Source organism: Streptomyces sp. NPDC047028, from assembly GCF_040644095.1.
In the GTDB taxonomy this organism is placed as follows: domain Bacteria; phylum Actinomycetota; class Actinomycetes; order Streptomycetales; family Streptomycetaceae; genus Streptomyces.
The window spans coordinates 278,904-297,531 of the sequence record NZ_JBEYVS010000002.1 but is presented as its reverse complement, the minus strand read 5'-3'; the positions used below and the strand labels follow the sequence as shown (position 1 = coordinate 297,531).

Below are 18,628 nucleotides of genomic sequence, written 5' to 3'. Positions count from 1 at the left end.
GCCCTGCCAAGGAGGCGGGGAACGGTGAGGGAGCCGAGGGAAGCAGGGTGCCGGTTCCGCGGGCCGGTGGGGCTGGTCGCGCAGTCCCCCGCGCCCCTTCGGGCGCCACTTGGGGGAGGTTCCCGAGGACACACCGGGCGGGCCGCCGTTCCCCCGTGCCGGCGGCCCGCCCGGCATGCCTCCGGCGCGCGTCCGAGCAGGTCGGCCGCCGCCTGGAGGCATTCTGCTCCGCCCCGGAGCGGCACGGGTATGCGTACAAGTACGTACGCTCTACGGACGGGGTCGGCGGCAGGACGGACGGCACACCCGGAGAGGAACACGTGGCACGAGGGCTGGACAGGGCCTACGAACGGATGGCCGCGATCGCTGTGGCGGCGCTCCACGAACGGGAACCGGAGCGCCTGTGGCCCCTGCTCGGCAGCACCCTCACCGAGCTGTGCGGTGGGGAGGCGGTGATCTACAAGCTGGACGAGTGGAGCGAACGCCGGGGCACGGTCGGTACGGCACCGGACGCGGCCGGCGCCGAACTGGCCCGGCTCGGGGACGACCAGCTGGGCCTCGTCCGCGCGGGCTACCCGTTCGCCGATCACTACGCCGCCCGGCCGGACCGGGTACCGCTCACCGCGCTCAGGGTGGTGGGGCGGTCCTGGCCGCACAGCCCGACCGCACGCCTGCTCAGCGACGCCCTCGGCGTGCACCACGTACTGGCGCTGCCCCTGCCGGGGACCACCGCACCGATCACCGGGTGCCTCGTCTACCGCTCCGGCCGGGACTTCACCGACGACCACCTCGACATGGCCGAGCGGGTGCAGCCACTGCTGGGCGGGGTGGAGCGGCAGCGGCAGCTGCTGGTGGAGTGGCGGTCGGCCGGACCGGCGGCGGAGCTGGACGAACGGGCGGCGGACTGCGCGCTGACGCCCCGCGAGACGACCGTCCTGCTGCTGCTCACCGACGCCCTGACCGCCGACTCCATCGGCCGTCGCCTGGGCATCTCGGCCCGGACGGTGCACAAGCACGTCGAGAACATCTACCGCAAGCTCGGCACCCGCGACCGGGTCAGCACCGTGCTGCGCGCCCAGCGGCTCGGCCTGGTCCCGGCGTCCCGTCCGGCGTAGCCCTGGGCCGGCACCCCCGATTCGTTACGGTGGACCGGTTCACCTGCGGCGCTCGTACCTGAAGGGTTGTCACCCAACTTGTCCCCTGATACGGCAACAGTGCCCGCGAGCCGTGAGCCGCCAGCGGTAGGAGCTTCGGGGTGCGGGGGCGGACGTGTTGTCCGGTCGTAGTCCCCTGTCCCCCCTGTCCCTGCCGGTGTCCCTGCCCTTCCTGCGGGTTCCGGTAGGCCCGGACGCCGAGCGCTGGCGCACCTTCCCGGCCGAGCGGACCCTCGTCGTCGCCGCCCGTACCGTCACTCGACCGTGCGCGTGCTCGAATCGCTGCCCGCGCTCCTGCGTGACGACCCGCGAGTGAGCGTCGTCTTCGCCTACGACCCCACCTCCGCGTTCGCCTCGGGCGTGCTGGACCTCCTGCACGCCTCCGGGTGCCGGGTCATGCCCTGGGAGCAGCTCGCGGGGAGCCGACCCGACCTGTTGCTCACGGCCAGCGAGAACCTGGAGATACCCGAGGGCGACCACCCGGTCCCGGTGCTGCCGCACGGCGTGGGCTTCCAGAAGCGGGTCCCGGACTCGCGCGGCCCGCACGACCGGCTGTCCGGCCTGATACCGGTCGGCCCGGTGGACCGCACGTCGAAGGTGATGTCGTACGACGCCGCCGGCAGGAGGTCGGCCAGCAGTCGCCGCAGTTCCTCGGCCGCCTCCGGGTGGTCGCTCAGGATGGTGTGCAGGTGCCGTTCCCAGGCGACGGCGAGGCGGGGCGTCACCTCGTCCTCGTCGCCCCGCTGCCGGGCCTCGTCCAGTTCCTCTCGGGAGGCCTCCAGCTCCTCCTCCCCGGCGCCCCGGCGGGAGAGTCACCCGGTGAGCCGGCGTGTCCTCTGTTTGAGGTGTGTCCACACGTCCGCGGCCATGAGACCGATCAGGGTCGTGGCCCCCTGCGCGGCGAGTGTCCCCAACTCGGCTTACACCGGGCCCCCTTCACGTCGTCGGCCCCCACCGGGGAGGCAGATCCCACGGTAGAAGGATCTTCGGCCGATTCCCAGTCCGCCTCGCCCGGAGGAGCCGGGGAAGCCGAGCGGTGCCCGGCCGCTGTGCTACGCTTTCAGGAGTTGCAGTTGTGGTACCCATGAACCTATGTGCGCCTGACAGGAATGTTTCTCCTCAGGCGCATTAGTTGTTTTTTTCCGGCTTCTCCGGATGGGGCCTCTGCCTACAGAAGGAGAAAGTCATGGCACAGGGAACCGTGAAGTGGTTCAACTCCGAAAAGGGTTTCGGTTTCATTCAGCAGGACGGCGGCGGCCCGGACGTCTTCGCCCACTACTCGAACATCGCCACCCAGGGCTTCCGTGAGCTGCAGGAGGGCCAGCGGGTCTCCTTCGACGTCACGCAGGGCCAGAAGGGCCCGCAGGCGGAGAACATCGTCCCCGCCTGATCGCCGGCGGCGTTTTCGCTCACCGGGGTTCGCACCGTGAGGGTGCGGGCCCCGGTTTGCGCTGTTTCCAGGAAGGCAGATATCCGCATGTCCCGCAGGCCCCAGAAGTCGAACCGGCGCCCCTCGTCGCCCGCACCGTCCGCGTCGTCGTCCAGGGAATTCCGGCTGCCGGAAAACACGACGCCCGCGCTTCCCCCCGTCGAGGACTTCGCCGGTCTGGCGATGCCCGAGGCGCTGCTGAAGGCCCTCGCCGCCGAGGGTGTCACCACCCCTTTCCCCATTCAGGCCGCCACACTGCCGAACTCGCTCGCCGGGCGTGACGTGCTGGGGCGCGGGCGGACCGGTTCCGGCAAGACCCTCGCGTTCGGGCTGGCCCTGCTGGCTCGCACCGCCGGGCTGCGGGCCGAGCCCAAGGCGCCGCTCGCCCTCGTGCTGGTGCCCACCCGTGAGCTGGCCCAGCAGGTGACGGACGCGCTGGCCCCCTACGCCACGGCGGTGAACCTGCGCCTCGCCACCGTGGTCGGCGGGCTGTCCATCACCAAGCAGGCCGGTGCGCTGCGGCGCGGCGCCGAGGTGCTCGTGGCGACTCCGGGCAGGCTCAACGACCTCGTGGAGCGCGGAGACTGCGTGCTCGGGGACGTGCGGGTCACGGTGCTGGACGAGGCCGACCAGATGACCGACATGGGGTTTCTGCCGCAGATCACCAGGCTGATCCAGCAGGTGCGGACCGACGGGCAGCGCATGCTCTTCTCGGCCACGCTGGACGCCAACATCGACCGTCTGGTGCAGCGGTTCCTGACCGACCCCGTCGTGCACTCGGTGGACCCGTCCGCGGGGGCGGTGACCACCATGGAGCACCACGTGCTCCACGTCCTGGACGAGACCGACAAGAAGGCCGTGACCACGCGCATCGCGGCCCGGGACGGCCGGGTCATCCTCTTCCTGGACACGAAGCGGTCCGCCGACCGGCTCGCCAAGCGGCTCCTGGCGGTCGGTGTCCGCGCGGCGGCGCTGCACGGGGGCCGCAGCCAGCCGCAGCGCAACCGCACCCTGGAGCAGTTCAAGAACGGGCAGGTCACCGCGCTGGTGGCGACGAACGTCGCGGCGCGAGGCATCCACGTCGACGACCTCGACCTCGTCGTGAACGTCGATCCGCCCGCCGACCACAAGGACTACCTGCACCGGGGCGGCCGTACGGCCCGCGCCGGAGGGTCCGGCAGCGTGGTGACGCTGGTCCTGCCCGAGCAGAAGCGGGAGGTCACCCGGCTCATGTCCGACGCGGGCATCCGCGCCAGGACGGCCCGCGTCACGTCCGCCGACGCGGAACTGGCCACCATCACCGGCGCCCGTGAGCCGTCCGGCGTGCCCGTCACCATCGAGGTTCCCCAGCCGGCCACCCCGCCCGCGCCCCGCCGGGAGCGGAGGGCCGGTGCCGAGCCGGGCAGGCGGTCCAGTCGCCGCCGCAGGGCGGGCGGCGCGGAGGCGGCGGGCGGCGGTACCGGTGCCAGCACCCAGGGCGCGGGCCGCAGGGGCGCGTCGGGAGCGAGGGACGAGGGCGCGACGCGCCGGGCTGCCTCGGGAGCGAGGGACCAGGGCTCGGCGCGCGGGACCGCTGCCGCCGGTGTGGCCGGGGCCGGCCAGCCGTCCGCAGGCGGCGGGCGCGGCTCCGGCCGCCGGTCGGGGGGCGGCAAGTCCACGGCCGCGGCCGCCGGTGCGGGGGGCTCGGGCGGCAGCCGTTCCGGTCGGCGGGCCGGCGGCGGTACGGCGTCCGGTGCCGCCTCCGGCTCCGGTGCCCGTGCAGGCTCCGGTGCCGGCTCCGGCGGGGCCCGCCGCGCGTCCGGCCGGCGTTCGGCGTCCGGCGGCGCCTGATCCCCGGCCTCGGGCGGGTCCGGTCCGCCTGGCCCGTCCCCGTACGAAGCCGGGCGTACGGTGCTTCCCGCACTGACCCGGCCCCCCAGTGTGCGGCGCCGCCGAAAGGTGATTGGCTGTGCCGGTTCGTCCAACCGGTCCATCCGAGGGAAGGTCCCAGCCATGAGCAACCCCGCCGCACTCGAGTACAAGGTCGTCACCTTCCGCGAATCGCTGATCGGCGACGCGCTGGACAGCGACAAGCTGGAGAAGGTCCTGAACAAGCACGCCGAGGACGGCTGGGCGCTCAAGGCGATCACGTCCGCCGACGTCAAGGGCCGTATAGGGCCCGGTGCGGTCGAGGGTCTGCTGCTCACCCTCGAGCGTCCGCGCCGCTGACGGCCGCGGTTCTGGCGGCACAGGGAACGGCGCGCTCCGCCGGCTCGTACGTACGGGCCCTGTGCCGTCCCACCACAGCGGCACGCCGCTCGCGGCCGGGGCAGGTTCCTCCGAGTCGTGCCGCCGGCCCGGCGGTGGCGCAAATGCTTCGACACCGCCCCGCCCCGTCCGGCAGAGTGGCCGCCCGTGACGAGCAGTGAGCTGTGGACCCGAGCGAACGCCGACCGCTACGACGCCGAGGAGACCGAGATGTCCTCGGCCGCCGTCCTCGGACCGACCGTCGACTTCCTAGCCGAACTCGCCGGAGACGGCGGGGCTCTGGAGCTGGCCATCGGCACCGGGCGGGTGGGTGTCCCGCTCCGGGAACGCGGCGTACCGGTCGTGGGCATCGAACTGTCCCCGCACATGGCGGCGGTCCTGCGGCGCAAGGTCGACGAAGACACGCTCCCGGTCATCATCGGGGACATGGCCACCACCGTCGTCCCGGGCGAGTTCACCCTGGTCTACCTCGTCTACAACACCATCTCGAACCTGCTCACGCAGGACGAACAGGTCGAGTGCTTCTGCAACGCCGCGCGTCACCTGGCGCCCGGTGGCCGCTTCGTCGTCGAACTGGGCGTACCGCCCCTGCGACTCCTGCCGCCCGGTCAGGTCGCGGTGCCCTTCGACGTGTCCGAGCGGCACCTCGGTTTCGACACCTTCGACCTGGTCGAGCAGCTCCTCGTCTCGCACCACCTCACGCGTGGCGACGACGGCCGTTACCGCCGCGACGACTCCCGGCACCGGTACGCGTGGCCGGCCGAGCTGGACCTGATGGCCCGGATCGCGGGGCTCGGACTGGAACGACGCGTCGCGGACTGGGACGGGTCACCGTTCGGCCAGGACTCCACGAAGCACATCTCCGTGTGGCGCAAGCCGGAGTGAGGCGCCGCTTGACACGCACGCCGTCCGGGAGGTGATCCCCGGCCGTGGCTCCCGGCGGGCTGCGGGCGGTCGGGTACCGCTGTGCCGCAGACTGGCACCTACCACTTGACCGACCAGGGATGGACCTCATGGCTGACCGGCCCTTGACGCTGATGGCAGTGCACGCTCACCCCGACGACGAGGCCACGGGTACAGGGGGCGTCCTGGCCCGCTGTGCGGCGGAGGGCATCCGCACCGTGCTCGTCACCTGTACCGACGGCGCGTGCGGTGACGGCCCCGGCGGTGCCAAGCCGGGCGACCCCGGGCACGATCCCGCCGCCGTCGCCGAGATGCGGCGAGCCGAACTCGAAGCCAGCTGCGAGGTCTTGGGCATCAGTCACCTCGAACTGCTCGGGTACGCCGACTCCGGGATGATGGGCTGGCCGGCCAACACCGCGCCGGGCTCGTTCTGGAGCACGCCCGTGGACGAGGCGGCCGCCCGGCTGGCCGAACTGATGCGGCGTCACCAGCCTGATGTCGTCGTGACCTACGACGAGAACGGCTTCTACGGCCACCCCGATCACATCCAGGCCAACCGGATCACCATGGCGGCGCTCTCGCTCACCGGGATGGCTCCGAAGGTGTACTGGACGACCGCCCCGCGCTCGATGATGCAGGAGTTCGGGAAGATCATGCGCGAGTTCGGCGCGGAGTGGGAGGAGCCGGATCACACGGATCAGCCGGATCCTGCCGAGTCCGGAGCGATGCCCGAGATCGGCCTGCCCGACGAGGAGATCACCACGTGGGTGGACACGACTGAGTTCGGCGGCCAGAAGTTCGACGCCCTGGCCGCGCATGCCAGCCAGGGCGAGAACATCTTCTTCCTGCGGATGGGCAAGGAGAGGTTCACCCAGCTCATGGGCGTGGAGACGTTCGTCCGGGTCCATGACACCACGGGCGCGGCCCTGCCCGAGAACGACCTCTTCGCCGGCCTGCGCTGAGCGCCTGCCCGCGGCCGTCTTCCGCGGTGCGAGGACCGGCTCAACCCAGGAAGCTCAGCCGCACGTGACGGTCGGGGTTGTCCCGGTTGGTGTCGACCAGGCACACGGACTGCCAGGTGCCCAGTTCCAGGCGGCCCGCGATCACCGGGAGTGTGGCGTGCGGGGGGACGATCGCGGGGAGGACGTGGTCGCGGCCGTGGCCGGGGCTGCCGTGGCGGTGCTGCCAGCGGTCGTCGGCGGGCAGGAGGCTGTGCAGGGCGGCGAGGAGGTCGTCGTCGCTTCCCGAGCCGGTCTCGATGATCGCGATGCCGGCGGTGGCGTGCGGGACGAAGAGGTTCAGCAGGCCGTCGCGTCCGGCCGCCGCCTCGCTCAGGAAGTCCTCGCAGTCCCGGGTGAGGTCGACGACCCGCTCCCGGGAGCCGGTGGCGATGTTCAGCGTTCGGGTGGTGAAGGCATCGGACATGCCCTCATCCTCACCCATGGGCGGGCTTTCACACGCCGCGGCGCCGGGAAGATCCACGGACGGCCGCCGGTTGGTAGAAGCGTGAACGAAACGCGTGAGGTCGAGGCAGTCGTCATCGGCGCCGGTCAGGCCGGGCTGGCCGGCGCCTACCACCTGCGGCGCACCGGTCTCGTGCCGGAGCGCGACTTCGTGGTCCTCGACCACTCCCCCGGCCCGGGCGGTGCCTGGCAGTTCCGGTGGCCGTCGCTGACGTACGGCAAGGTGCACGGGATGTACGCCCTGCCCGGCATGGAACTGACGGGCGCCGATCCGGACCGGCCCTCGGCCGAGGTGATCCGCGAGTACTTCGACCGGTACGAGAGGACCTTCGGGCTGCGGGTACGGCGCCCCGTGCGGGTGCGCGCCGTGCGCGAGGGGGACGGCGGACGGCTGCTCGTCGACACCTCGGACGGCATGTGGTCGACGCGGGCGCTGATCAACGCGACCGGCACCTGGGACCGCCCGTTCTGGCCCCGCTACCCGGGCCAGGAGTCCTTCTGCGGGAGGCAACTGCACACCGCGCAGTACGCGGGACCGGAGGAGTTCGGCGGGCTGCGGGTCGTCGTGGTGGGCGGCGGCGCGTCCGGCACCCAGCATCTGCTGGAGATCGCACCGTACGCGGCCTCCACCACCTGGGTGACGCGGCGGCCGCCGGTGTTCCGGGAGGGTCCGTTCGACCAGGAGGCGGGGCGTGCGGCGGTGGCTCTGGTCGAGGACCGGGTGCGGCGGGGGCTGCCGCCGAGGAGCGTCGTCTCGGTCACCGGGCTCCCCCTCACCGACGCCGTACGGCAGGGGCTCGCGGACGGGGTCCTGGACCGGCAGCCGATGTTCGACCGGATCACTCCGGACGGGGTGGAGTGGGGCGCCGGGCCGGACGGCCGGCGCGTCGCGGCCGACGTCATTCTGTGGGCGACCGGCTTCCGGCCCGCGCTCGGTCATCTGGCACCGTTGGGGCTGCGGGAGCCGGGCGGCGGGATCCGCGTGGAGGGCACCCGCGCGGTGCGCGATCCCCGTGTCCACCTCGTCGGCTACGGGCCGTCCGCCAGCACCGTCGGCGCCAATCGCGCCGGACGCGCGGCGGCCCGCGACATCAGGAGACTGCTGGCCGCGGAGCCGCTGGCGGCCTGAGGGCCCATCGATGGGCGTGACGGCCGACGGGCGGACCGGACCACGGGCGGACGCCGACGGGCGTGATGGCCGACAGGCGTGATGGCCGACGGAACCTCGCGGCGCCGGCCGGAGTGCCGGGCCGCCCCTCGGCGAGCGCCCGTCACCGTCCCGGTGAAGCCGCCGGGGTCCGTGGAGCAGTGGCACCCGGGCTCTGCGTCTTCGGCTGGTGCCGGGCGTTGAACTCGGCCACGTTGCGCATGTGCTGCGCGTAGTCGGCCGTGAAGCGGGTGTCGCCCGGCTTGACCGTGACGAAGTACAGCCAGTCGCCCGGCGGCGGGTTCAGCGCGGCCGCCATCGCGTCCTCACCGGGGCTGTCGATGGGGGTGGGCGGCAATCCCATCCGCTGGTAGGAGTTGTACGGGCTCTCGATCCGCGTGTCGTCCGTGCTGGTGTTCACGGTGCTGCGGTTCAGCGCGTAGTTGAGGGTGGAGTCCATCTGCAGGGGCATGCCGCGCTGCAGCCGGTTGAGGACGACCCGGGCCACCTTCCCCATGTCGGCCTTGGTGTCGGCCTCGGCCTGGACGATGCTGGCGACGGTGACGGTCTGGTAGAGGTTCATCGGGTTCTGCTGCGCCCCGGCCGCGACCGGCGCCGCGCTGAACTTCTGGTTGGCGGTGTCGACCATGGACCGCAGCATCGACTCGGGTGTCGCGCCCTTCGGGACGGGATACGTCGCCGGGAAGAGGTAGCCCTCCGGGTTGCCCTCGGCCTCACCGGGCAGCTTCAGGCCGGCCTTCCCGACGGACTTGCGGGTGCTGCCCGGCGGCAGTTTCAGGGCCTTGTCGACGGCGTCGTAGATCTGGCCCGAGCGCTCGCCCTCCGGGACGACGAGGGTGACCGGTTTCGCCACCTCACGGGGGGTGTTGTGCACGGTCAGCAGCGGCACCGCCACGGCGGTGCCGGCCAGGACGGCGCCGGCCACGGCGAGGACGAGCTTGCCCCGGCGCGTCAGGCGCATCGTGCCGCGTGGCGGAATGTTCATCTGCATGCGGGCACGGTAACGCGCGCATCGTCACAAACCCGGCATATCGTCAGCTCGTCAGCTCGCCGGTTCCAGTCGCGCGTCCCGGCGGACCAGGGTCGCGTACCGGCCGTCCCGCTCCAACAGCTCCTCGTGCGTGCCCCGTTCGGCCACCCGCCCTGCGTCGAGGACGACGATCTGGTCGGCATCGCGGACGGTGGAGAGGCGGTGGGCGATGGTGAGGGTCGTCCGGTTGGCCGACAGTGCGTCGATGGCGTCCTGGACGGCGGCTTCGGTGCGGGTGTCCAGGGCGCTGGTGGCCTCGTCGAGGATGAGGACCGGCGGGTCGCGCAGAATGGTGCGGGCTATCGCCAGACGCTGCTTCTCACCGCCGGAGAAGTGGTGGCCGCGTTCGCCCACCACCGTGTCGTAGCCGTCGGGCAGCGCGGCGATGTGGTCGTGGATCTGGGCCGCCCTGGCCGCCGCGTGCAGTTCCTCGTCGGTGGCGTCCGGCTTGGCGAAGCGGAGGTTGTCGGCGACCGACGCATGGAAGAGGTACGTCTCCTGCGAGACGACGCCGACCGCGCGGGCGAGGGTGTCGAAGTCGAGGTCGCGCACGTCGACGCCGTCCAGGGTGACCCGGCCGCCGGTGACGTCGTAGAGGCGGGGCACCAGGTACCCGAGCGTGGACTTGCCCGCTCCGGTGGGGCCGACGAGCGCCAGACTGCCGCCCGCCGGAACGGTGACGTCGATGCCGGCGAGGACGGGGCGCACCGGCGCGCCGCCGCTCTCGGTGTCGTAGCGGAACTCGACGTCCTCGAAGCGGACTTCGCCCTTGACTTCGTCGAGATGGACGGGCCGCTCGCGTTCGGTGATGTCGATCGGCAGGTCCAGGTACTCGAAGATGCGCTGGAAGAGCGCGAGGGAGGTCTGGATCTGGACGCCGGTCGCCAGCAGGCTCACGGCCGGGCGGAACAGGCCCTGCTGGAGCGAGACGAAGGCGACGATCGTGCCGAGCGACACCTGCGGGCCGCCGAGGTGGAGGGCGAGGCCGGCGGTCCAGTAGATGACGGCGGGCATCGCGGCCATGACGATCGTGATCACGGCCATGCGCCAGCGGCCGGCCATGTTCGACCGCACCTCCAGGTCGACCAGGCCCTCGGACTCCTCGGCGAAGGACCTGGTCAGGGAGTCGGAGCGGCCCATGGTGCGGCCGAGCAGGATGCCGCTGACGGACAGCGACTCGGTGACCGTCGCGGCCATCGCGGCCATCTGCTTCTGCCGCTCGGTGGTGATCTTCTTTCGTTCCCTGCCGACGCGGCGGCTGATCCACACGAACACCGGCAGCAGGACGAGCGAGACGACGGTGAGCCGCCAGTCGAGCGCGATCATCGCGACGATCGTGGCGACGACGCTGGTGATGTTGGAGACCAGGGAGGTGGCGGTGGAGGTGACGGTCGCCTGCATGCCGCCGATGTCGTTGGCGATGCGGGACTGCACCTCACCGGTGCGGGTGCGGGTGAAGAAGGCGAGCGACATGCGCTGCAGACGGCCGTACACGGCGGTGCGCAGGTCGTGCATGACGCGCTGGCCGACGGTGGTGGAGATCAGCGTCTGGAGCACGCCGAAGACGCTGGAGAGGACCGCGCTGAGGATCATGCCGAGCGCGAGCAGGCTCAGCAGGCCGGTGCGGCCCTGCGGGATGGCGACGTCCAGGATCTCCTTCAGCAGGAACGGCGTCGCCACCGAGACCAGCGACGAGGCGCCGACCAGCACGCCGACGACGGCGAGCCGGCCGCGGTAGGGGCGGAAGAGTCTCAGGATGCGGCGCACCTGCCGGGGCTGTTCCCCGGCGTCGGCGGGCGGTGTCCAGGAGGTTTCACGGTCGGGATGCATGGGCTCCTACGGGAATGCGGGCGCCGGCACGAGGGGCGGCCGGCGATGGCTGGCGGATCGTAGCTCATTGTTACCTATACTCACAATGAACGGCATCCTGATATTGTTCCCGCATGACCACCCCCGACCCCGACAGCGTGCTCGCCGAGCAGTTGCTGCGGCTGACCCGCCGGGTGCACCGCATCCAGAAGCGCCATCTGGAGCGGCGCGACCTGGGCGTCACCCCGGCCCAGTCCCGTCTGCTGCGCACCCTCGCGCACTACGGCGCCGCCCCGCGCATGGCCGACCTGGCCGAGCGCCTGGAGGTGGTGCCGCGCGCGGTGACGACTCTGGTCGACGGTCTGGAGGCGAGCGGCAAGGTGCGGCGGGTGGCCGACCCCACGAACCGGCGCGTGACCCGGATCGAGCTGACCGACGAGGGCCGCGCGACCCTGCGGGAACTGCGCGGCGCCCGCCGGTCGGCGGCCGAGGAGATCCTCGCACCGCTCTCGCAGGAGCAGCGGACGGTGCTCGGCGGCCTGCTGGAGGCGCTGATCGACGGAGAACTGGCCAAGCGCTGCTGAGAGCGCCGGGCCGGTCACCCCGCCGGTCGGACGTCCGCGCGGAGGCCGTCGAGCACGGTCCTTCAGGCCTCAGCAGCGGCGGAGGTCCTGCGTGAGCGCCCCTTGCGCGGTGCTCAGTGTGTGGTCGTAGCAGCCGTCCGAACCGTAGTCGCGGTATCGCTCGCTCGAGGTGCCGACCGCGTGCCGCTGGTCCCGCGGGGCGTCCAGCGTGAACGCGGCATCACCGGTGTAGGTGTCGTCGAGCCAAGACCACGCGGTGCGCCGGCCACCGGTGCGCTCGTCGACCGCCGCCCGGTCGCCGAGGGTCAGCACGGTGCGCAGCCGGTTGTCCGTGCCGAGGGTGATCGTGCCGTTCAGGGTGTAGGTGAGGTGCGTGCGGGTGGTCCGGGGCGTCCCCTTGCCCGACCCGTGCTCCGTCGGATACCGGGCTCCGGGCCCGCCGGCGGTGACCGTCTCGTCGTCGGTCCAGGTGGCGTCGAGTCCGTCCGTGTTCTCGCCGTCCGTCCAGCGGTGCACGGAGGTGTTGGCGAGCGTCCGGGTGACGGTGGTGGTCACCCGGCCGTGCGAGGTGTCGAGGTAGCCGGCGGTGGTGAGCCGGTGGCCGGCCCGGGTGTCCACCCGGTTCTCCGTACCGGGCGTGTACGTCGACGCGTTGGCGAGGTCCCCTGCCCGGTCCTCGGTGAGCGCGCCCGTGAGGCGGGCGCGGTGCGCGTCCTGCCAGACCAGGACGTTCACCGGGGTGCTCCAGCCGGCCTGTCCGGCGGGCACGCCCACGACGGAGACCTCGACGCGGTGCGGGCGGCCGTCGTTCAGGAGCCCGGCGAACGGCGTGAGGTCGTAGGTGAGGGGCTTGACGTCGAAGGCGCGCGGGGCCGGGACGACGTACCAGAGGAAGGGGTTGGACCAGCCGCCGGTCCACACGTTCGGGAACGGCGAGGCGATTCCCGCCAGACGCCCGTCGACCTTGATCTGCACCTCGCGGTACGGCCCGTGGTCGGCCTTGCAGGAGTACGACGCCGGGTCGGCCACCGTCAGGTACCAGAACTCCTCGCAGCCGCCGCCGGATCCGGTGGCGTACACCTCGGCGACGATGCGTTCGCTGTTGCGCGGCGTGGTGAGGGTGGTGCCGTCGGGGGTGTCGGCGAGGGTCAGGACGCGGTCGGGCGCGGCGGTCGCCGGGCGGCCCGCGTAGAAGGTCAGGGTGGCCTTGACGTCGATCACACCGGTGTAGGTGTCGTTCACGACGTTGCCGATGAGCATCTCGACGTCCTGGGCGCTGCGGAAGGTGTCGCTGTAGCGGGTGACGTCCTTCTCGACGTGCCAGGCGATGCCGTCCGCCGACGGTTCGGGTGTGGAGGTGCGCAGGACCTCGACGCCGCCGACGTGCAGGTAGCCGAGCCGGTCGTACTGACGGCCCTTCACCGAGCCGTCGAGGCGCAGGACGACCTTGCTCCAGTGGTCGCCGCAGCCGCGCGGCGGTGTGTACGTGCCGCGGTAGGGGGTGAAGTCGCGGAACTGGACGTCGGCGAGGGTGACGCGGCAGGACCTGGAGTGCGGCCGGTCGACGGGCGGTGCGGCGGTGACCGGGTCGTGCCAGTCGGTACCGAACTCGGCCGGCGGGTCGGCCACCGGGGCGGTCGCCGGGGCGGCGACTGGGTGCGCGGCCCGGCCGGTCGCGTCATGGGCGGACGCCGCCCGGCCGGACGTTGCAGGGCCGGACGTTGCAGGGCCGGACATTGCCTGTGCGGTCGCGGCACCGGTGCCGAGGAGGGCGCTCGCCAGGAGGGTCGCTCCGGTAAGCATGGACATGACTATCCGACTTCTCATGGGCGGTGTTCTACGGCGAACAGGGCCACCACCGCAATGAGGCGTCCGGCGCCACGGCCCGGGCGGGTGCGCCGAGAGCGCGGTCAGGCGTCCAGTTCGCGCCTGTCCCCCATCACGATCACCGGGTGGCGGGCCGGGTCGAGCGTCCGCAGCAGGTACCGCATGGCGTCCTTGGAGAGCCCGACACAGGCCGAGGTGCCGCCGCCGTGGTCCAGGTGCAGCCAGATGCCGCCGCCCTTGGCCGCACCCCAGGGAAGCGTGCCGTCGTGCGGCGGGGTGCCCTTGACGCGGTTGTAGTCGATGGCGATGACGTAGTCGAAGTCGTGCTCATGGGTCCCGCCCCACGCGGCCGGGGGCGTGTAGGCGTCCTCGTCCTGGTCGTACGGCAGTTTGCTGCCCGGATCGTCGAGGACACCGCCCGCCGCGGACAGGGTGTACACGCCCACGGGGCTGCGCTGGTCGCCCATGCGGTGGTCCGTGGTCCAGCCCTTGCGTCCGTTGTGGGCGGGCCAACTGGCCGCCGGCCGCCAGGTGGTGCCCGTCCGGGTGTACAGCACGACCGTGGAATCGGCCGACTTCCGGTTCTGGCCGTAGACGGTCACGACCTGGCCCGCGTCGGCGGGAATCCGCCGGTACAGCCGGTCGCCGACGCCCGGGATACGGGTGGGGTCACCGCTGGGGGCGCTCGACACGGTGGCACCGTGGGCGGGTTCGGCGCCCGGCCCGGCGGTGCCGGGGGCACCGCTCCCCGCTCCGCCGCACCCCGAGAGACAGGCCATCAGGGTTCCCAGGGCCGCCGCCGCGGCCGCCGCACGCCGCACACTGTCGATCTGCACCCGCCCATGGTGGCATTACAGACCGGTCGATTGTGCGAAGTTTTGGACATTCGTCGTGTCGGCGGGCACGACCCCGGGGCGCGTCGGCCGGTGCGGCGTGCCTGTCGGCGGGCGACCGGCGATTCCACGCCGGATCACGGAAAACCGTTTGAAATTCACCGCTCCGCGAGGCGAACCTTTCTCTTCTCCTTCGTTCACCCACGTTCTTCCGTTCGCCGTTCTTCCGCTCGCCGCTCCTGAACTGAGACGAGTCCCTGGGACGTCATGCAGATCCAAGACCTTCCGTATCCCGACCCGGGCCTGCCGGACGCACGTTCCGGGCCCAGATTCCTGTGGTGGCTCTGGCGCAATCAGCTGGGGGGCCAGCTCAAGTCGCTGGCGTGGGGCCTGCTCCATTTCGTCTCCGTCTCCGCCCTGCCCTTCTGCGTCGGTCTGGCCGTCGAGGCCGTCCTCGACCGCTCGGGCTCCCGGCTCGCCCTGACAGGTGGTCTGATGGCGCTGTGCGGGGCCGGTATCGCCGTGGGCGACACCTTCCTGCACCGCACCGCGGTCACCAACTGGATCACCGCCGCGGCCCGCGTGCAGCAACTGCTCGCGCGCAAGGCGGCCCAGCTGGGGTCCGCGCTGACCCGGCGCGTCGCGGCCGGCGAGGTGGTGGCCGTGTCCACCGGCGACGTGGAGAAGATCGGCTGGTTCGTCGAGGCGGTCTCCCGGTTCACGGCGGCCGCGACGACGGTCGTCGTGGTTTGCGTCGCCCTGCTCCTCTACCAGCCCGCGCTGGGCGTGCTCATCGCCGCCGGCCTGCCCGTGGTGGCGCTCGCCGTCCTGCCCCTGCTGCCCCGGGCGACGCGCCGCGCCGACGTCCAGCGCGAGAAGGCCGGCCGTGCCACCGAACTGGCCTCGGACACCGTCGCCGGCCTGCGGGTGCTGCGCGGCATCGGCGGTGAGGAACTGTTCCTCGCCCGCTACCGCAGCGCCTCGCAGGAGGTACGGCACGCCGCGGTCCGCAGCGCTCGGATGTGGTCGCTCATCTCGGCGATCCAGGTGCTCCTGCCCGGGCTGCTGCTGATCGCCGTCGTCTGGCACGGCATCGATCTGGCCCGCGCGGGCCGGATCACCGTCGGCGAGCTGGTCACCGTCTACAGCGCGGTCATGATCCTCAACTACCCCTTGCGTCACTTCGAAGAGATCGCCATGGCCTACTCCTTCTCGCGGCCCTCCGCCAAGCGGGCGGCCCACGTGCTGTCACTGGACCGGCCCACGGACGCCGGCGGCTCCCGCACACCCGAGGTGCCCGGGGGTGAGCTGTACGACCCGGCCACCGGTCTGCTCGCACCGGCCGGGCGGCTCACCGCCGTGGTGTGCGGGGACCCGGACGCCGCCGGCCGGCTCGCCGAACGGCTGGGCGGGCATCCCGGGGAAGCGGGTCCTTCGGTCCTGCTCGGCGGGGTGCCGCTGGACGAACTCCCCCTCGACTGCGCCCGCACCGCGGTCCTGGTCCAGGACAAGGATCCGGTGCTGCTGTCGGGCACCCTGCGCGACCTGCTCGACGTGCCGTCCTCCGGTGCCGTGCGGGCCGAGGAGGCGCTCGCGGCCGCCCAGTGCGACGACGTGCTGGAGGCGCTCGTGCAGGGCTCGCTCGGTGCCGCCGACGCGATGGACGCCCGCATCACCGAACGCGGTCGCTCGCTGTCGGGGGGCCAGCGGCAGCGGCTCGCGCTGGCCCGGTCCCTCGCGACGGACCCCGAAGTGCTTGTCCTGGACGAGCCGACCTCAGCGGTCGACTCGCACACCGAGGCACGGATCGCGGAGGGCGTGCGGCGCCTGCGGTCGGGGCGTACGACGGTCGTGTTCACCTCGTCGCCGTTGCTGCTCGACCACGCGGACCGCGTCGTCCTGGTCCACGAGGGCGAGGTCGTGGCGGTCGGCGCGCACCGCGAACTGGTCGTCACCGAGCCCCGGTACCGGGCCGTGGTGACGCGGGAGACCGAGGACGAGCCGGCCTCGTCCGTGATGACGCGGAAGACCAAGGGCGAACCCGGCGCGACCGACGACCAACTCGGCTCGGCGGACACGGCCGGCCGGGACACCCTGCCCGCCGGTCTCGGCGAGCTGGCAGAGATCGAGGAGAGCGCGTGATCGGCGTCGCACCACCGGCGTACGACCCGGCGGCCCCGACGACCGCCACCACCCTGCCCGTCGGTGCCGCCGCGACGGTGCGCGCCTACGTGGCCGAGCTGTTCCGTCGGCACCGCCGGGCCTTCCTGCTCCTCGTCGGCGTCAACACCGTCGCCGTGGTCGCCTCGATGGCCGGCCCCTACTTGCTCGGCGACCTGGTCGAGCGGGTGTCGGACGGGGCACGGGAGCTTCATCTCGGCCTGACCCTGGGGCTCTTCGTGCTCGCACTGGCCGTGCAGGCCGTGTTCGTACGGCAGGTGCGGCTGCGTGGCGCGATGCTCGGCGAGCGGATGCTGGCCGACCTGCGCGAGGATTTCCTCGTGCGCTCCGTCGGACTGCCGCCGGGCGTGCTGGAGCGGGCGGGCACGGGCGACCTGCTGTCCCGGATCACCACGGACATCGACCGGCTGGCGAACGCTATGCGGGAGGCCGTGCCCCAACTGGCGATCGGTGTGGTGTGGGCACTGCTGCTGCTCGGCGGGCTGGTCGTGACGGCACCGCCGCTCGCGGCCACCGTCCTGCTGGCACTGCCGGTGCTGGTCGCGGGGTGCCGCTGGTACTTCAAGCGGGCGCCCGCCGGGTACCGCTCCGAGGCCGCCGGCTACGCCGCCGTCGCCGCCGCGCTCGCCGAGACGGTCGATGCCGGGCACACCGTCGAGGCGCACCGGCTCGGCGCCCGGCGCATCGCCCTGTCGGAGCAGCGGATCAAGCAGTGGACGGCCTGGGAGCGCTACACGCTGTGGCTGCGGTCCGTGCTCTTCCCGGTCATCAACGTCACCCACGTCACCGTGCTCGGCTCGGTGCTGATGGTGGGCGGCGTCTTCGTGCTGCACGGCTGGATCGGGGTGGGGCAGCTGACGACGGGCGCGCTCATCGCCCAGATGCTCGTCGACCCGGTGAACCTGATCCTGCGCTGGTACGACGAGGTGCAGGTCGCCCAGGTGTCGCTGGCCCGGTTGGTCGGCGTGCGGGAGATCGAAGCGGACACCGGGGAGGCCGCGCCGGCCCCCGAGGGCCGGGAGGTGCACGCCGACCGGGTGCACTTCGGCTACCGCGAGGGCGTCGACGTGCTCCGCGAGGTGTCGCTGCGGGTCGCCCCGGGCACCCGCCTCGCCCTGGTCGGCCCGTCCGGCGCGGGCAAGTCCACCCTGGGCCGGCTGCTCGCGGGAATCTACGCGCCCCGGGACGGCAGGATCACCCTGGGCGGTGCGGAACTGTCCCGGATGCCGGCCGAACGAGTCCGCTCGCACGTCGCCCTCGTCAACCAGGAGCACCATGTATTCGTCGGCTCGCTCCGCGACAACCTGTTGCTGGCCCGGACCGACGCGTCCGACGCCGAGCTGTGGGCGTCCCTGGGCGCGGTCGACGCGGACGGCTGGGCGCGGGCGCTGGACGCCGGCCTGGACACCGAGGTGGGCTCCGGCGGGCTCGCGCTGACCCCGGCGCAGGCCCAGCAGATCGCGCTGGCCAGGCTGGTGCTGGCCGACCCGCACACGCTGGTGCTGGACGAGGCGACATCCCTCCTCGGCCCCCGCGCGGCCCGTCATCTGGAACGCTCCCTGGCCCGCGTCCTCGACGGCCGCACGGTCGTCGCCATCGCCCACCGCCTGCACACCGCCCACGACGCCGACGTGATCGCCGTCGTCGAGAACGGCCGCATCAGTGAGCTGGGCAGCCATGAGGAGCTGGTGACGTCGGACGGCCCGTACGCGGCGCTGTGGCGGTCCTGGCACGGGTGAGGCAGGGGCTGCCCCCGTCGGCGGGCACGGAGCGCATCCCGCGGGAGGGCGGTCCGGGGGCCTGCGGGTGTCCGACGGCCGGGCCGGACACGTGCGGGTGGCCGACGGCCGGGCCGGACACGTGCGGGTGGCCGACGGCCGGGCCGGGGCGGTGTCCCGGGCCGGGCCCGGGTTCCTGCCGTTGCGCGGTGGTGAACTCGGGTGGAAGGCTGGAAGGCGGCACCGGTTCGGGGGCGCCGGGGAACCGTCCGGTTCGCGCGG

At 72.6% G+C, this 18,628-nt stretch carries 14 protein-coding genes and 2 pseudogenes; 11 read left to right on the top strand and 5 right to left on the bottom strand.

Translation table 11 applies throughout. The features are described 5' to 3' along the window. The first annotated feature begins 353 nt into the window (after positions 1-353). The 7 genes and pseudogenes from ABZ854_RS03465 to ABZ854_RS03435 all read left to right on the top strand — a co-directional run bounded on the left by ABZ854_RS03465 (position 354) and on the right by ABZ854_RS03435 (position 6,695). Positions 354-1,115 carry a LuxR C-terminal-related transcriptional regulator gene (locus ABZ854_RS03465; RefSeq protein ID WP_361203536.1) on the top strand — a complete coding sequence of 254 codons (762 nt, stop codon included), beginning with the start codon at positions 354-356 and terminating at the stop codon, positions 1,113-1,115. A 184-nt stretch (positions 1,116-1,299) separates the two neighbouring features. Further along, positions 1,300-1,724 (top strand): annotated as a pseudogene (locus tag ABZ854_RS03460) (hypothetical protein); the annotation flags it as partial. A 616-nt stretch (positions 1,725-2,340) separates the two neighbouring features. Continuing rightward, positions 2,341-2,544: a cold-shock protein gene (locus tag ABZ854_RS03455; RefSeq protein ID WP_030575165.1), complete on the top strand. Its 204-nt coding sequence runs from the start codon at positions 2,341-2,343 to the stop codon at positions 2,542-2,544. A gap of 87 nt (positions 2,545-2,631) precedes the next feature. Further along, positions 2,632-4,413 (top strand): DEAD/DEAH box helicase, encoded by a 1,782-nt coding sequence (locus ABZ854_RS03450; protein ID WP_361203486.1) that lies wholly within the window; start codon positions 2,632-2,634, stop codon positions 4,411-4,413. A 162-nt stretch (positions 4,414-4,575) separates the two neighbouring features. Continuing rightward, a complete protein-coding gene (locus tag ABZ854_RS03445; protein WP_129310879.1) occupies positions 4,576-4,791 on the top strand; it encodes a DUF4177 domain-containing protein in 216 nt (71 codons plus the stop codon). Positions 4,792-4,977: 186 nt separating this feature from the next. Then, the gene (locus tag ABZ854_RS03440) at positions 4,978-5,715 is read left to right on the top strand and encodes a class I SAM-dependent methyltransferase (protein ID WP_361203482.1); all 738 of its coding nucleotides are present in this window, start codon (positions 4,978-4,980) and stop codon (positions 5,713-5,715) included. 128 nt (positions 5,716-5,843) lie between these two features. After that, complete coding sequence (locus tag ABZ854_RS03435; RefSeq protein ID WP_361203479.1) at positions 5,844-6,695, top strand: PIG-L family deacetylase; 852 nt, start codon at positions 5,844-5,846, stop codon at positions 6,693-6,695. 40 nt (positions 6,696-6,735) lie between these two features. On the opposite strand, the gene ABZ854_RS03430 is transcribed toward ABZ854_RS03435, so the two are convergent. Next, on the bottom strand, positions 6,736-7,158 hold the full coding sequence (locus ABZ854_RS03430) for a secondary thiamine-phosphate synthase enzyme YjbQ (RefSeq protein WP_129310873.1): 423 nt from the start codon (positions 7,156-7,158) through the stop codon (positions 6,736-6,738). Between the two features lie 81 nt (positions 7,159-7,239). Here ABZ854_RS03430 and ABZ854_RS03425 point away from each other — a divergent pair, with 81 nt between their 5' ends. Further along, a complete protein-coding gene (locus tag ABZ854_RS03425) occupies positions 7,240-8,325 on the top strand; it encodes an NAD(P)-binding domain-containing protein (RefSeq protein WP_361203476.1) in 1,086 nt (361 codons plus the stop codon). Between the two features lie 142 nt (positions 8,326-8,467). On the opposite strand, the gene mltG is transcribed toward ABZ854_RS03425, so the two are convergent. Together mltG and ABZ854_RS03415 are read right to left on the bottom strand one after the other, a co-directional pair. Then, entirely contained in the window at positions 8,468-9,355 is an 888-nt protein-coding gene (gene mltG, locus ABZ854_RS03420; RefSeq protein ID WP_361203473.1) for an endolytic transglycosylase MltG, read from the bottom strand. A gap of 51 nt (positions 9,356-9,406) precedes the next feature. Continuing rightward, positions 9,407-11,224, bottom strand: a complete 1,818-nt coding sequence (locus ABZ854_RS03415; RefSeq protein WP_361203470.1) for an ABC transporter ATP-binding protein — start codon at positions 11,222-11,224, stop codon at positions 9,407-9,409. 113 nt (positions 11,225-11,337) lie between these two features. Here ABZ854_RS03415 and ABZ854_RS03410 point away from each other — a divergent pair, with 113 nt between their 5' ends. After that, positions 11,338-11,787 carry a MarR family transcriptional regulator gene (locus tag ABZ854_RS03410; protein ID WP_361203467.1) on the top strand — a complete coding sequence of 150 codons (450 nt, stop codon included), beginning with the start codon at positions 11,338-11,340 and terminating at the stop codon, positions 11,785-11,787. 69 nt (positions 11,788-11,856) lie between these two features. Here the strand turns inward: ABZ854_RS03410 and ABZ854_RS03405 are convergent. Both ABZ854_RS03405 and ABZ854_RS03400 read right to left on the bottom strand, forming a co-directional pair. Beyond that, positions 11,857-13,413: pseudogene (locus tag ABZ854_RS03405) on the bottom strand (peptide-N4-asparagine amidase); the annotation flags it as partial. A gap of 284 nt (positions 13,414-13,697) precedes the next feature. Further along, the gene (locus ABZ854_RS03400; protein ID WP_361203533.1) at positions 13,698-14,393 is read right to left on the bottom strand and encodes a L,D-transpeptidase family protein; all 696 of its coding nucleotides are present in this window, start codon (positions 14,391-14,393) and stop codon (positions 13,698-13,700) included. A gap of 321 nt (positions 14,394-14,714) precedes the next feature. Here ABZ854_RS03400 and ABZ854_RS03395 point away from each other — a divergent pair, with 321 nt between their 5' ends. Together ABZ854_RS03395 and ABZ854_RS03390 are read left to right on the top strand one after the other, a co-directional pair. Continuing rightward, entirely contained in the window at positions 14,715-16,589 is a 1,875-nt protein-coding gene (locus ABZ854_RS03395; RefSeq protein ID WP_361203464.1) for an ABC transporter ATP-binding protein, read from the top strand. Further along, on the top strand, positions 16,586-18,367 hold the full coding sequence (locus ABZ854_RS03390) for an ABC transporter ATP-binding protein (protein ID WP_361203461.1): 1,782 nt from the start codon (positions 16,586-16,588) through the stop codon (positions 18,365-18,367). The genes ABZ854_RS03395 and ABZ854_RS03390 overlap by 4 nt, the downstream gene beginning before the upstream one ends. Positions 18,368-18,628 lie beyond the last annotated feature (261 nt).

Bases quoted from the DNA above. Each gene is read 5' to 3' on its own strand.
- ABZ854_RS03465 (WP_361203536.1), top strand. From the start codon at position 354: ATGGCCGCGATCGCTGTGGCGGCGCTCCACGAACGGGAACCGGAGCGC.
- ABZ854_RS03455 (WP_030575165.1), top strand. From the start codon at position 2,341: ATGGCACAGGGAACCGTGAAGTGGTTCAACTCCGAAAAGGGTTTCGGT.
- ABZ854_RS03450 (WP_361203486.1), top strand. From the start codon at position 2,632: ATGTCCCGCAGGCCCCAGAAGTCGAACCGGCGCCCCTCGTCGCCCGCA.
- ABZ854_RS03445 (WP_129310879.1), top strand. From the start codon at position 4,576: ATGAGCAACCCCGCCGCACTCGAGTACAAGGTCGTCACCTTCCGCGAA.
- ABZ854_RS03435 (WP_361203479.1), top strand. From the start codon at position 5,844: ATGGCTGACCGGCCCTTGACGCTGATGGCAGTGCACGCTCACCCCGAC.
- ABZ854_RS03430 (WP_129310873.1), bottom strand. From the start codon at position 7,158: ATGTCCGATGCCTTCACCACCCGAACGCTGAACATCGCCACCGGCTCC.
- mltG (WP_361203473.1), bottom strand. From the start codon at position 9,355: ATGCAGATGAACATTCCGCCACGCGGCACGATGCGCCTGACGCGCCGG.
- ABZ854_RS03415 (WP_361203470.1), bottom strand. From the start codon at position 11,224: ATGCATCCCGACCGTGAAACCTCCTGGACACCGCCCGCCGACGCCGGG.
- ABZ854_RS03410 (WP_361203467.1), top strand. From the start codon at position 11,338: ATGACCACCCCCGACCCCGACAGCGTGCTCGCCGAGCAGTTGCTGCGG.
- ABZ854_RS03400 (WP_361203533.1), bottom strand. From the start codon at position 14,393: ATGGCCTGTCTCTCGGGGTGCGGCGGAGCGGGGAGCGGTGCCCCCGGC.
- ABZ854_RS03395 (WP_361203464.1), top strand. From the start codon at position 14,715: ATGCAGATCCAAGACCTTCCGTATCCCGACCCGGGCCTGCCGGACGCA.